General features: G+C 70.9%; 8 protein-coding genes and 1 pseudogene. 5 read left to right on the top strand and 4 right to left on the bottom strand.

Annotation, left to right across the window (positions count from 1 at the left end; all coding sequences use genetic code 11):
• Nucleotides 1–90: 90 nt before the first annotated feature.
• Nucleotides 91–2,223: an elongation factor G gene (gene fusA / locus OG219_RS39465; protein ID WP_266834894.1), complete on the bottom strand. Its 2,133-nt coding sequence runs from the start codon at nt 2,221–2,223 to the stop codon at nt 91–93.
• A 543-nt stretch (nt 2,224–2,766) separates the two neighbouring features.
• Here fusA and OG219_RS39460 point away from each other — a divergent pair.
• Entirely contained in the window at nt 2,767–4,053 is a 1,287-nt protein-coding gene (locus tag OG219_RS39460) for a vanadium-dependent haloperoxidase (RefSeq protein ID WP_266834892.1), read from the top strand.
• Nucleotides 4,054–4,056: 3 nt separating this feature from the next.
• On the opposite strand, the gene OG219_RS39455 is transcribed toward OG219_RS39460, so the two are convergent.
• Nucleotides 4,057–4,890: a DUF429 domain-containing protein gene (locus tag OG219_RS39455; RefSeq protein ID WP_266834890.1), complete on the bottom strand. Its 834-nt coding sequence runs from the start codon at nt 4,888–4,890 to the stop codon at nt 4,057–4,059.
• Nucleotides 4,891–5,091: 201 nt separating this feature from the next.
• Here OG219_RS39455 and OG219_RS39450 point away from each other — a divergent pair, with 201 nt between their 5' ends.
• The 4 genes and pseudogenes from OG219_RS39450 to OG219_RS39435 all read left to right on the top strand — a co-directional run bounded on the left by OG219_RS39450 (nt 5,092) and on the right by OG219_RS39435 (nt 9,464).
• On the top strand, nt 5,092–6,018 hold the full coding sequence (locus OG219_RS39450) for a hypothetical protein (RefSeq protein WP_266834888.1): 927 nt from the start codon (nt 5,092–5,094) through the stop codon (nt 6,016–6,018).
• Nucleotides 6,019–6,034: 16 nt separating this feature from the next.
• Nucleotides 6,035–6,691 (top strand): hypothetical protein, encoded by a 657-nt coding sequence (locus OG219_RS39445; protein ID WP_266834886.1) that lies wholly within the window; start codon nt 6,035–6,037, stop codon nt 6,689–6,691.
• Between the two features lie 194 nt (nt 6,692–6,885).
• Nucleotides 6,886–6,993, top strand: a pseudogene (locus tag OG219_RS39440) (pyridoxamine 5'-phosphate oxidase family protein); the annotation flags it as partial.
• A gap of 74 nt (nt 6,994–7,067) precedes the next feature.
• On the top strand, nt 7,068–9,464 hold the full coding sequence (locus tag OG219_RS39435) for an excinuclease ABC subunit UvrA (RefSeq protein WP_266834884.1): 2,397 nt from the start codon (nt 7,068–7,070) through the stop codon (nt 9,462–9,464).
• Between the two features lie 81 nt (nt 9,465–9,545).
• On the opposite strand, the gene OG219_RS39430 is transcribed toward OG219_RS39435, so the two are convergent.
• Nucleotides 9,546–11,333, bottom strand: coding sequence for an RICIN domain-containing protein (locus OG219_RS39430; protein ID WP_266836391.1), 1,788 nt, complete (start codon nt 11,331–11,333; stop codon nt 9,546–9,548).
• 20 nt (nt 11,334–11,353) lie between these two features.
• Nucleotides 11,354–13,501 carry a beta-galactosidase gene (locus OG219_RS39425; protein WP_266834882.1) on the bottom strand — a complete coding sequence of 716 codons (2,148 nt, stop codon included), beginning with the start codon at nt 13,499–13,501 and terminating at the stop codon, nt 11,354–11,356.
• Between the last annotated feature and the right edge of the window lie 21 nt (nt 13,502–13,522).

Here is a 13,522-nt window from a genome sequence, read left to right as displayed (position 1 = left end):
GGTCAAGAACGCCAGGCTGCCGCGCGACGCGCTGCACTGAGGAGACGCGGGAACGGCCCCGCCCGTTTTCGGGCGGGACCGTCACCACGGCTACCGGACGACCGGAGTCCCGTCGGACGCCAAGCCCGATGCCGTCGCCGGGGCGTAGCCGACCGGCCGGGTGGTGAAGACTCCCCGGCCCTGCGTCCGGCTGCGGAGCCGGGTCGCGTAACCGAACAGCTCGGCCAGCGGCACGGTGGCGGTGAGCACCACCGTGGCCGTGCCCGCTCCGCCTCGTGTGGTGGAGCCGGAGACCCGGCCGCGGCGGGCGGCCAGGTCGCCGAGCACCCCGCCGACGGCGTCGTCGGGTGCCGTGACCGTGACCTCGACCACCGGTTCCAGGATGACCACCGCGCACGCGCGCAGTGCCTCCCTGAGCGCGAGCCGCCCGGCCGTCCGGAACGCCATCTCCGAAGAGTCCTTCGGATGGGTGGCGCCGTCGGTCAGGACAACGCGCAGCCCCGTCACCGGATGACCGCCGAGCGGCCCTTCGCCCAGCGCGTCCCGGCAACCGGCCTCCACGGCCCGGACGTACTCCTGCGGTACCCGTCCGCCGACGACGACCGACCGGAACTCGAAGCCCGTCGCACCGTCGATGGTCGTGACCGAGGGGACCGGCAGCGGTTCCACGTCGAGGACGACATGCGCGAACTGCCCGGCGCCACCGTCCTGTTTGACGTGTCGGTGGACGTGTCCGGTGACCCCGCGTACGACCGTCTCCCGGTACGCCACCTTCGGCCGGCCGACCCGGACGTCCAGCCCGTGGGCGCGCCGGATCTTCTCCACCGCCACCTCCAGATGCAGTTCGCCCATGCCGGACAGCACGGTCTGACCGGTTTCGGGGTCGGTCCGTACGACCAGCGAGGGATCCTCCTCGACCAGCCGCGCCAGCGCCGACACCAATCGGTCCGTATCGGTTCGGGTACTGGCCTCGACCGCGACGGAGACGACCGGTTCCGCCGTGGTCGGCGGTTCCAGGACCAGCGGAGCCCCCGGCGCGCACACGGTCGCACCGGCACGGACGGCCTTCAGCCCGACCACCGCGACGATGTCCCCGGCCACCGCCCGGTCCAACTGGGCGTGCCGGTCGGCCTGTACGCGCAGGATCCGGCCGATCCGCTCGGTGCGCAACGCGCCCGCGTCCCACACTGCCACGGCTTCTCCCTTCCCGATCGTTCCCGAGTACACCCGCAGGTACGTCAGCCGCCCGGTGGCAGTGGCGTTCACCTTGAACGCCAGCGCCGCGAACGGCGCCGCCGGATCGGCGGCCCGTTCCTCCTCCCCGCCGTCCCGGCCGCGGACACCCCGCACGGCGGGCACGTCCAACGGCGAGGGCAGGTACGCCACCACGGCGTCCAGCAGCGGTTCGATCCCCCGGTTCCGGTAGGCCGAGCCGCACAGCACGACCACACCGTCACCGGTGCGGGTCAGGTCGCGCAGTGCGCCTTCGAGGGTCCGCGCGGAGAGGTCGGACTCCGCGCAGAACTCCTCCAGTGCGCCGGGATGGAGTTCGGCGACCGCTTCTTCCAGCACCCGACGCCGCCGCCGGGCTTCTTCGAGCAGGCCATCGGGTACGGGCCCCTCCTCGACCGAGTCACGGCCGTCGACCCAGACCAGCGCCCGCATGCGCAGCAGATCGACGACCCCGCTGAACCCGTCCTCCACGCCGATCGGCAGCTGTAGGACCAGCGGGGCCGGATGCAGCCGCTCCCGGATCGACTCGACCGCCGCGTCCAGGTCGGCGCCGGCACGGTCCAGCTTGTTCACGAAGGCGATGCGCGGCACCCCGTACCGGTCGGCCTGCCGCCACACCGACTCACTCTGCGGTTCGACCCCCGCGACGGCGTCGAACACCGCGATCGCCCCGTCGAGCACCCGCAGCGACCGTGCGACCTCATCGGAGAAGTCGACGTGTCCCGGGGTGTCGATGAGATTGATCCGATGCCCGTCCCAGGCACAGCTCACCGCCGCGGCGAAGATGGTGATGCCACGGTCACGCTCCTGCGAATCGAAGTCCGTGACGGTCGTGCCGTCATGGACCTCGCCCCGCTTGTGCGTGGTCCCGGTGACATACAGGATCCGCTCGGTGACGGTGGTCTTGCCGGCGTCGACGTGGGCGAGGATGCCCAGATTACGGACGGTGGTCAGCGGGTTGACGAGATCGCGGTGCAGTTCGGTACGCACGGCCCATGGCCTTTCAGAATGATCCAGAAGGGGTCGGCGCAATTCCCGGACGAACGGGCCATGACCTACGGCACTCCCGAACCGGCGCAACCACGGAAGGACGCGCATGCGGGGCGGGGCGTGCAGAGATCAGGTGTTCGTCAGGGTCATCCGGTCCCGGCCGCGCAGCCGGCACCGGACACCCGAAGACACGAGGATCACCTCGTACCGCGACGGGGGAACAACAACAGCGGTGCGGTAACGCATGGCCGGGCTCCCCTCATTCGTCACGGGGCGCGCCGCGGTGGTACGCGGTGCGCGTGGTGGGGCGAGTGTAGGGAACCGGACGGGGGCGGGGCACCGGATTTTTCCGCCTCGCACGACAGGCCTCCGCACCGAACTGGTGCCCGAGCCTCGTCCTTGCCCGTCACAGGCCTGTCCGTCGCCGGCCTGTGAGGAACCTTGACGAGCATCGGCGGCGCGAGGAGATTGACGGGACCGAGCCGACGGCGTAGCAGCGGATCCATCTCAACACCCCGCCGACCGGCTCCGGTTGGGGGCGTCATGGCTGTCCGAACACTCTTCCGACTGGCCGTCGGATTCGCCACGTCGATGGCGGTCGCGACCTCAACCGCACTGGTGGGCAGCGCGCAGGCATCTCCTCGCCCGACGGCCGCGGATCCGGTGGTGATCACGGAGTGGAACGCCGTCGCGGTGCGGACGATCTTCACGGAAGCGCAACAGGCGTCGCCGGTGGGGCAGTTGTATCTGGGCTTCGTCTCGATCGCCGTGCACGACGCGGTGGCGGCCGTGGACGGCAGGTACGCGCCGTACGCGAAGCAGCCGCGCGCCCACCGGCACGCCTCCCCACAGGCCGCCGCGGCGACGGCCGCGTACAAGGTCCTCAGCCACTACTTCCCGGCGTCCGCGCAGGCTCTCGGCTCCGACTACGCCGCCTCCCTCGCGAAGATCCCCGAGGGCGTCGGCAGGACCCACGGCATCCGGGCGGGAGAGGCGGCCGCCGCCACCCTCGTACGGCTGCGCACGGGCGACGGCCGCAACGCCGATGTGACGCTGGACGTGACCCCCGCGCCGGGGGTGTGGCGTCCGACGCCGCCCGCGTTCGCGCCGATGGCGGTTCCCTGGCTCGGGTTCGTACGGCCCCTGCTGCTCAAGTCGCCGATCCAGATCCGGCTGCCCGGCCCCTACGCCCTCAACAGCACCGCGTACGCACGGGACTTCGCCGAGGTGAAGGCGATGGGCGCGGCTTCCGGGGGTACGCGGACGCCGGCGCAGACCGAGACCGCCAGGTTCTGGAACGACAACGTGCCCCGCCAGTACCAGACCGCGTTCCGTGACCTGGCCACCCGCCGCCATCTCGGCATCGACGACAGCGCGCGGATGTTCGCCCTCCTCAACGCGACCGCCGCGGACGCGGCCATCGCCTGCTGGCGCGGCAAGTACGACCACGCCTACTGGCGTCCCGTCACGGCGATCCAGCTCGCCGACACCGACGGCAACCCGGCCACCACGCCCGATCCGGCATGGAGCCCACTGGTGCCGACCCCGCCCTACCCGGAGTACCCGAGTGGGCACGCCTGCCTCACCGGGCCCACCGCGGCCGGCCTCAGCCAGCTGTTCGGGGCGCGGCACATCGACCTGACGGTGGACTCGGCCGTCACCGGAACGACCCGGCACTACGCCACCGCGGACGCGCTGAACCAGGAGACGATGAACGCCCGGATCTGGCTGGGCATCCACTTCCGCAAGGCGATGACCGACGGCAACCGACTGGGCCGCGAGGTGACCCGTTGGGCGGTGGGGCGCTACTTCCAGCCCGTCGGCCGGTGACCTTCACGCCCCGCTGCCACGCCGCTGCTCCGGGCGGGCCGGGGCGATGATGGTGGCGGCGCGGCCCGGCGGCACGGGACTGTCCGCTCCGAGCACTTGGCAGCGCGCCGGCCCGTGCCGGGACCACAGGGCGGCCGTCCACGCACAGAGCAGTGCGTCGATGAGGTCTTCCCGGTGCTTGTAGTCGGCGGCCCGTTGAGGTGAGGGCTCGTCGAGCAGCCGGCGGGAGACCGGGTGCGAGGCGAGCAGGAGCGGCGGATCGGCGGTGGCCAGGCCCGCCATGCGCGCGATGAGCCTGTCGCACTCCGCTGCCCTCACGGCCCGCCATCGTGTCGTCGGCACGCGCACCGGCCGGCGCTTGTAGGTGGGGCGTTCCTGGTCGTAGCCGAACTCGGAGGCCCCGACCAAGGTCGTGTACGGATAGCACTCGGACATGACCATCCCGCCCGTCGGAGGCCCGTCCCTGCCGTCGTCGTAGACCCAGCCGGACTCCTGCAGCCCTTCCCGCAGGAGAACACCGGCCAGGCGGGGAGAGTTCTGGTTGGTGCTGTTCGCGCTCACCTTCCAACGTCCGTACCTCTGGCCGACCTCCCGCTCGCACGGTCGCTGGCCGGCCGGATTGTCGACGACCAGCGGTGCGTCGACAAAGGCCAGGGCGGATCCGCCGACGGCCGTCCTGGCAAGCCAGGACTTCGTCTCCTCGATCCCACGGGTCCAGCCGCACTCGAGCACCGTGCCGCTACGGTCGACAGCAGCTACCCCGGTCTCATTGGGCTTGGCGCGAGCTCCGCCGTGCGCCCAGGCGAGGTCGATGCCGATGAACCGCTCCGTCTCCATGCAGCGGTAATACCAGATGGCGACGGACCCATTAAAGAAACGCTTGCGTTTCGTTCATAGCCACCGTAGCGTATGTGTACGAAACCGTTTCGTATTGATGGGAGCCCGGGGCGTGCACAGTCGCAGCAGTGGCAAGCCCGACGTGCCGCGTGGGGCGGGGTCCAAGGAGCTGGTCCCGACCGTCGTAGCGCGGGCTTCGCGATGACGGCCTCTCCGGTGCTCCTGGCCGTCGTCCTCTCCCTGGTCTCCGCGGTCTGCTACGCCACAGCCGCCGTGGTCCAGGAACGGACGGCCGCCGGGACGCCGGACCTGCGGGGCGCGCTCGCCCGTGGCTCGTGGTGGTGGGCCGTCCTCCTCAACGCCACCGGCGCGCTGCTGCACGTGGTCGCCCTGCGGTACGGGCCGCTGACCCTGGTGCAGCCGCTCGGCGCGCTGACCCTCGTGGTGGCGGTGCCGCTGGGCTCGCTGGCCGCCCGCCGCCGCACCTCGGGCACCCAGTGGCGCGGCATGGCCCTCACCCTCGCCGGGCTGACCGCGCTGCTGACCGCCACCGCCTCGGGCAACGCGCCGGACAACACGCTGGGCACCACCGAGGTGCTGCTGGTCGCACTCGCCGCCGCCACCGTCATCGCGGCGCTGATCCGCTTCGCCCCTGGCGGCCTCGGCTTCGCGGCGGCCTCCGGCATCGCCTCCGGAGTCGGCTCCACGCTGGCCCAGAAGCTCGCCGTCGGGCCGGCGCTGTCCTGGAGCGTGGCGGCGGTGGCGGTCCTCACCGTCGCGTTCGCCGCGGCGGGGCTGGTGCTCTCCCAGAAGGCATACCGCAGCGGCCTCGGCGGCCCTCTCGCCCTGCTCACCCTCGTCAACCCGGTCACCGCGTCCGTCATCGGCATCACCTTGCTCGGCGAAGGCTTCCAGTACGGCGCGGCCGGCACCCTGCTCGCCCTCGCCGGCGCCTTGACCGCCGCCCGCGGGGTGGTCCTGCTCAGCCGGCCCGAGCCCCCACAAGACCATCCCGACCACCTCGACGGCGGCCACGACCGGCCCCGCGTACCACGCCCCACAAGGCCGGACACCGTGCCGGGGCTGCTACCCACACGGCTTCTCACCGGCACGAGCCGGGCAATCTGAAATGGAGAACACGAACATGACGGTTACTACGGCTCTTCAGCTGCGTCCTCGGACGACCGTGCGTGCGGCGGGCCTGGTGGACGTGCCCGCCGTGGTGCGCCTGATCGCCCCGTCCCCGCCTCCTCCCCCGCTCTCGGGTCCGGGCCCGGACCTGGAGTGCTCCGCACTTGACTGGGAGCAGACACAGAGCGCCATGCGGCTGGTGCTGGCCCACCACACTCTCGAAGAGGGCCAGGTATGGGTGGCCGAGCGTGAGGACGGCACGCTCCTCGCGGCCGCCATCTGGCTGCCGCCCGGCACCGGGTCCGAGCCCCCCGACACCCGCTTCAGCAGCCTCTTCTCCCGTGAGCTCGCCATCGGCCCGCAGGAACGCCCGGTGCTGCCGACGGAGCTGAAGGAGGCGTGGCCCGACGTGCCGCACTGGAAGGTGGTCGTCGTCGGCGCGCTGGACGACACCAGCGCCTGGGACCACACCGTGGCCGCCGACCTGCTGGCGCCGGGGCTGCGCACCGTCGACGCGCAGGACGCGATCGCCGTCGCGGTCATGATCTCCGCCCGCCACGGGGACCAGCTGCGGCCCCTCGGGTTCCGTCGGCCGCGTGAGGTCCACCCAAGGCCGGGCGCGAGCGCGTGGCTGACGACTCGTCACCCGACGGTCCTGGCGGGCGGCTGACGCGGCACTCACACGGACGAGCGAGACCGGGGCAGGGCCCCTTCGTGAACCTATCCGGGCCGTACGGGCGACCGGACCGAGCAGGATTCGAGAAGCGCCGACCCTCGAACCGCAACTAGCGTGACCGCCATGGACATCTCCCGGCGCGCGAGCTGCCTCCCACCTGACGTCCCGCGACGGAGCGTGCGTCGATCACCCCGTACAGCTGGTTGCGCATATCCTCACGCCGCGTCCAGTCTTGGCGCGAGGTGGACGAGCTGCCCGGCCGCGAGCTGATCCGCGACGGCCGCCGGCCGGCCTGAAGCCTCGGCCGGATCCAGCCAGGCGACGCCGACGGAGACCGCGGACGCGGTCCCGCCCGACAGATGGAGACACGATGAGCACGGCCAAGAGGACGGGCACCCCCTCGCCTGAGCTGCACGCCGCCGACAGCCACGATCTGATCCGCGTGCACGGCGCGCGCGTGAACAACCTCAAGGACCTCAGCATCGAGATCCCGAAGCGCCGTCTCACGGTGTTCACCGGCGTCTCCGGCTCCGGCAAGAGCTCGCTGGTGTTCGACACGATCGCCGCGGAGTCGCAGCGGCTGATCAACGAGACCTACAGCGCCTTCGTGCAGGGGTTCATGCCGACGCTGGCGCGCCCCGAGGTCGACGTCCTCGACGGTCTGACCACCGCGATCAGCGTCGACCAGCGGCGGATGGGCGGCGACCCCCGCTCGACGGTCGGCACCGCCACCGACGCCAACGCGATGCTGCGCATCCTCTTCAGCCGGCTCGGCAAGCCGCACATCGGCCCGCCCAGCGCGTACTCCTTCAACACCGCCTCGGTCCACGCCAGCGGTGGGATCACCGTCGAACGCGGTGCCGCCAAGACCAAGACCGTGAAGGCGACCTTCAGCCGCACCGGCGGCATGTGTACGCGCTGCGAGGGCCGGGGCTCGGTCTCCGACATCGACCTCACCCAGCTCTACGACGACTCCAAGTCGCTCGCCGAGGGCGCGTTCACCATCCCCGGCTGGAAGTCGGACAGCCAGTGGACCGTGCAGGTCTATGCCCAGTCCGGTTTCGTCGACCCGGACAAGCCGATCCGCCTGTACACCAAGAAGGAGCTTCAGGCCTTCCTCTACGGGGAGCCGGTCAAGGTCAAGGTCAACGGCGTCAACCTCACCTACGAGGGACTGATCCCCAAGATCCAGAAGTCGTTCCTGTCCAAGGACAAGGAGGCGCTGCAGCCGCACATCCGGGCGTTCGTGGAGCGGGCGGTCACCTTCGCCACCTGCCCCGAGTGCGAGGGCACCCGGCTGACCGAAGGGGCCCGCTCGTCGAAGATCAACCGGAAGAGCATCGCCGACGCCTGCGCGATGGAGATCAGGGACCTGGCCGAGTGGGTCCGCGGCGTCAAGGAGCCGTCGGTGGCGCCGCTGCTCACCGCGCTCCAGCAGACCCTCGACTCCTTCGTGCAGATCGGTCTCGGCTACCTCTCGCTCGACCGGGCGTCGGGCACGCTGTCCGGCGGCGAGGCGCAGCGCGTCAAGATGATCCGCCATCTCGGCTCCTCGCTCACCGACGTCACCTACGTCTTCGACGAGCCCACCGCGGGCCTGCACCCGCATGACATCCAGCGGATGAACAACCTGCTGCTGCAGCTGAGGGACAAGGGCAACACCGTGCTCGTCGTGGAGCACAAGCCGGAGGTGATCGCGATCGCCGACCATGTCGTCGACCTCGGCCCCGGCGCCGGTACGGCGGGCGGCACCGTCTGCTTCGAGGGCACCGTCGAGGGGCTGCAGGCCAGCGACACCATCACCGGCCGCCACCTCGACGACCGGGCCTCCCTGAAGGAGGAGGTGCGCAAGTCCACCCGTGCGCTGGAGATCCGCGGCGCGACGGCGAACAACCTGCAGGGCGTCGACGTCGACATCCCGCTCGGGGTGCTCAGCGTCATCACCGGCGTCGCCGGCTCCGGAAAGAGCTCGCTCGTGCACGGGTCGATCCCCACCGAGGAGGGCGTGGTGTCGATCGACCAGAGTCCGATCCGCGGTTCGCGGCGCAGCAACCCGGCGACGTACACCGGGCTGCTCGAGCCGATCCGCAAGGCGTTCGCGAAGGCCAACGACGTGAAGCCCGCGCTGTTCAGCGCCAACTCCGAGGGCGCCTGCCCCACTTGCAACGGCGCCGGTGTCATCTACAGCGACCTCGGGATGATGGCCGGCACCGCCACCACCTGCGAGGACTGCGGCGGCAAGCGGTTCGACGCGTCGGTGCTCGAGTACCGCCTCGGCGGACGCGACATCAGCGAGGTGCTCGCGATGCCGGTGACCGAGGCCGAGGAGTTCTTCGGCACCGGCGAGGCGCACACACCGGCCGCACACAAGATCCTCCAACGGCTCGCCGATGTCGGGCTCGGCTATCTCACCATCGGCCAGCCGCTCACCACCCTGTCCGGCGGCGAGCGGCAGCGGCTCAAGCTGGCCACCCACATGGGAGACAAGGGCGGCGTCTACGTCCTGGACGAGCCGACCACCGGCCTCCACCTCGCCGACGTCGAGCAGCTGCTCAACCTGCTGGACCGGCTCGTCGACTCCGGCAAGTCGGTCATCGTCATCGAGCACCATCAGGCGGTCATGGCGCACGCCGACTGGATCATCGACCTCGGCCCCGGCGCCGGCCACGACGGCGGCCGACTCGTCTTCGAGGGCACCCCCGCCGACCTGGTCGCCGCCCGCTCCACCCTCACCGGCGAGCACCTCGCGGCCTACGTCGGCGGCTGACTGTCGACCACTTGACCGGGACCTGCTGCGAGGCGAGCCGGATGCTCGCCTCGCAGCCGTCCGCGGGACACGGCCCGGCACCTACTGGACGAGCTCCCACTCCTGCGAGCCGTCCGTAGCCGCGTTCTGCAAGGTGAGCGCCGCTCCGTCGGAGGCACCGGTCAGGTACAGGCTCGTGTTCTTGACCGACTGGAGCTTGTAGAACCCGTCGGTGGTCCTGACGAGGTTCCAGCTGCCGGTGGAGCTGTTGTCGACCCACTGGCCGATCCGCTGACCGGCCGTGGCGTTGCCCGTCCAGATGGCTGCCGCGCGGCCACCCGACTTGTTCAGCAGCGTCACGCCGCCGTTCGGTTCGGTCACCACGTGCCAGTACTGGGTGTCCGGGTTCGCCGCGGAGCCGGGCTCCTCCAGCACGACGTCGGGAACGTCTCCGTTGCCGATGTTCGCGTCGTTGGTCTTGTTGCCGGTGCCGATCACCTGGTCGGTCTTCCGGTTCACCAACTGGTGGTAGGCGCCGGCGGAGTGGCCGAGGTCGACCTCGGCGTAGGCGATCGTCGAGGTGCCCTGGTTGTTGAGTATCGCAATACGGCCAGTGCCCTCGACGTACTGCAGGTTGCGGCTGTAGCCGGCCTTCGAGGTCGTCTGGTACTCCTTCCAGGCGCCGTCGCCGCGTCCGCTCTCGTTGACCCAGACGTTGCCGCTGCCGGCCGCGTTGTAGACCAGGCTGCCGCCGGGAAGCCTGATGAGGACCGGGCTGCCGCCCGTCGCGAGCGCACGGGAGCCGGTGGCGAGGGGCAGTGAGGTGACGCCGGTGCCGGTCGGGGAACCGCGGTAGAACTCCAGGGGGTTGTCGGCGATCACGTATCTGGTGTTGGCGCCGCCGCCCCAGTACTCGTAGGTGAGGAGCCACTTGCCGTCCGAGGTCCGGACGACGTTCGTCATGCCCGGCCGCCCGCCGCCGATCTCCGTCTTGCCGCCGCCCATGTCCTGGGTCAGGCCCGCGATGTCGACGATGGGGGCGCTCCACTGCGCGCTACGGCCGTCCCAGGTCTTGTGGGCGAGGATCTGGCCGTGCGAATCCGTGGCGGTGCCGTTCGCGGGGTCCAGGGTCGGCACGCCGGTGGTCGCGTTGAAGCCGGTGTAGTCGTTCTCGTCGGAGTAGTAGCAGACGAGTTGGCCCTTGTAGACCATCAGGTACGGCTCCCAGAGGGGGTCCACCTGCTTGCTCGTGTTGGCGGTGGCGACGTTCTGGCCGATCGCGCCCGCGCTGCCGCCCTGCCAGCCGCCCGTCGCGACGACGTTGACGACCTTCCACGACGCGCCCTCGTCGGTGCTGGAGTACAGGGCGATCGCCAGGTCCTTGCGGTCGCCGTCGTTCGACGGCGTCCAGTTCGGGTCGGCCGCCTTGTGCTCCTTGTAGTAGGCGTCGTCGCCCGACACGACGCTCGCGAGGAGCAGCGTGCCCTGCTTCAGGTTCCCGACGTCCTGCGGAAGCGTGTAGAGGTACGGGTTCGTCCAGTTGCTCGTGTACTTCGCGTACTGGGGGTCGCTGGACAGGTACGCGGGAGCCTTGACCTCGGACAGCGGTTGCCACGTCGTGCCGTGGTCGTCGCTCTTGTACACCGGGAGCGTCTGCCGGTCGGCGCTGCCCGTCGCGGTCACGACGGTGGACTTCTCGAACGAGGCGACGAGGCGTCCGCCGGGCAGTTGCGCCGACTTCGGGTAGACGGCGCAGTTGCCCCGCCCCTTCAGGCACGGTTCGCTGCCGAGCTGATAGAGGATCCCGCCCGTCGGGTTGTACGCCTGCGCACTGGTCATGGGGATCGCCAGCATCGCGGATGCCGCGACGAACGTACCCAGGGCCTTCATCGCTCTGCTTCCTTGCACAGCTACTCCTTCGGGGAGACGAGTACGCGTACGTCCCACGGGCCGAGCTCCAGCGCCGAACCCCTGGGGAGGGACGTGCCGTTCAGGGCGTCGGAGAGGCCGACCGGCGCCGTTGCGCGGGCGGGCTCCCAGCTCCAGTTGTGGACGATGTGCACCCGGCGTCCGTCGGGCGCCGTGCCGGTGGTCGCCGTGACGGACTCCGGCAGGTCGCCCCAGCCGCTGCGGGCGGCAGGTGCCAGCCACTGGGTCAGCGCGCGGGCGACGTCACGGCCGGGCACGGTGCCGACGTACGTGACGCGGCCCGCTCCGTGCCGGCGGGTGGTGACGGCGGGCCAGCGGCCGAAGTGCGGGTGCTCGTACGCGGCGAGGACGTCGGCGTCGGTGACGGTGAGGCCGTCGGCCCAGGCCGTCGCCTTGGCGTTCTCCGGCAGCGTGAGCGGACTCCCGGGCACCGCGCGTACCGGGATGTCGCTCACCAGGTTGCTGAACTCGTCGTACGACACCCCCGCGGCGTCGGTGAGGCGTGCGGGGGCACTCTCGTGCCGGGCCCGTGCCTCGTGGTCGGCGTAACCCGTGCGCGGGCCGAGGACCAGGTGGCCGCCCGCGTGGGCGTAGGCGGCGAGCCAGTCGAGCGTGGTGTCGTCGGCGACGTACAGGGCGGGGACGACGAGGACGGGGTGGCGGCGTGCGCCCTCCTCCGGGGTCAGGCCCGCCCGTTCCCCGCGCGGGTCCTGCAGTTGGCGGGCGTGGACGATGCGGACCTGTCGTCCGGCTTCGAAGGCTCCGCGGTAGAAGGGGTCGAGGATGCGGTGGTAGGAGGCCGGATCAGGTTCTCCGTCGGGGGTCGCGAGGGGCGGGTGCTTCTGCATCAGCCACTTGCTGGGGGTGGAGTAGACGATCGTGATGTCGGAGTCCGGCTCAAGACCGGCTACGAGCGGGCCGACGGCCTCGAACTCGGCTCCCAGCCGGGCGATTTCCGCGTACGTGCGGCCCGGTCGGCCGCTGTGCGGCAGCACACCGCCCCAGTAGGTCTCCGCTCCGAAGCGCAGGGTCTGCCACTGCCAGTACTCGATCATGCGGGCCCCGCGGCCGACGAGGGCCCAGGCGGCCTGGCGCCACTGTCCGTCGTAGGCGGGGCGGTTGTCCCACGGGTAGCCGATGGAGGCCGCGTTGGTCTCGGTGACCAGGAACGGCTCCTGGCGGGAGGAGAACATCCAGTCGGCGGTCTGGTACAGGGCCCACGTGCCGGTCGTCTTCCAGACCTGCTGGTGGTTGTCGGGCGTGGGGTCGGGCAGCAGCAGGCCGTCCTGCATGGCGTAGTACGGGTTGCCGGTGGCGATGTCGAGGCGGTCGGTGAGCTCGTCGTCCTCAACTGCGGGGCGGGTGTAGGAGATGCAGGTGGTGACGAACTGCTCGGGGCGGGCGTACTCGCGGACGATGTCGGCCTGCCAGCCGATGAACTCGGTGCACTCGCGGGCCTGGAACTCCCGCCAGGCCACGTCGTACTGGGGCTGGGCGTTGCCGTCCGGCGTCCACAGGTCGGCCCAGGTGGACAGCCGGTGGGACCAGTACACCAGGCCCCATTCACGGTTGAGGGTCTCGACATCGCCGTACCGGTCGCGCAGGTGGTCGGTGAAGCGCTGGAAGACGCCGTGGTTGTGGAAGAGCTCAAGGCCCGGTTCGTTGTCGACCTGGAAGCCGATGACGGCCGGGTGGTCGGCGTACCGGGCGACGACCTTCCGGATGATCCGCTCGGCGTGGAACCGGAACGCGGGGTGCGTGAAGTCGACCTCCTGCCGGGCGCCCCAGCCGATGCGCTCGCCGGTCCGCCGCTCGCCGGTGATCTCCGGGTACTGGCGGGCCAGCCACGGCGGCACGGCGTACGTCGGGGTCCCGAGGACGACGGAGATACCGCGTTCGTGGGCGCCGTCCAACACCGGCCGGAGCCAGTCGAGTTCGAAACGCCCGTTCTCGGGCTCCCAGGTGGACCAGACCGATTCGCCGACCCGGATGACGGTGAAGTGCGCGTCGGCCATCAGGTCGAGGTCGGTCTTGAGCTGCTCGTCGGGCCGTACGTCCGGGCCGTACGCGGGGTGGTACTCGTGGTAGTAGGCGGCACCGAACAGAACGCGGGCGGGCAGATCCGCCATGGACAAACCTCCGGGGTGCAG

The sequence above is a fragment of the Streptomyces sp. NBC_00038 genome, from assembly GCF_026343635.1.
Lineage (GTDB): Bacteria > Actinomycetota > Actinomycetes > Streptomycetales > Streptomycetaceae > Streptomyces.
Note: the sequence above shows the minus strand (reverse complement) of the source record. Positions and strands in the feature narration are given on the sequence as shown.

What these genes read in the sequence shown, in the direction of transcription:
- OG219_RS39460 (WP_266834892.1), top strand. Translation starts at nt 2,767, where the DNA reads ATGGCTGTCCGAACACTCTTCCGACTGGCCGTCGGATTCGCCACGTCG.
- OG219_RS39455 (WP_266834890.1), bottom strand. Translation starts at nt 4,890, where the DNA reads ATGGAGACGGAGCGGTTCATCGGCATCGACCTCGCCTGGGCGCACGGC.
- OG219_RS39450 (WP_266834888.1), top strand. Translation starts at nt 5,092, where the DNA reads ATGACGGCCTCTCCGGTGCTCCTGGCCGTCGTCCTCTCCCTGGTCTCC.
- OG219_RS39445 (WP_266834886.1), top strand. Translation starts at nt 6,035, where the DNA reads ATGACGGTTACTACGGCTCTTCAGCTGCGTCCTCGGACGACCGTGCGT.
- OG219_RS39435 (WP_266834884.1), top strand. Translation starts at nt 7,068, where the DNA reads ATGAGCACGGCCAAGAGGACGGGCACCCCCTCGCCTGAGCTGCACGCC.
- OG219_RS39430 (WP_266836391.1), bottom strand. Translation starts at nt 11,333, where the DNA reads ATGAAGGCCCTGGGTACGTTCGTCGCGGCATCCGCGATGCTGGCGATC.
- OG219_RS39425 (WP_266834882.1), bottom strand. Translation starts at nt 13,501, where the DNA reads ATGGCGGATCTGCCCGCCCGCGTTCTGTTCGGTGCCGCCTACTACCAC.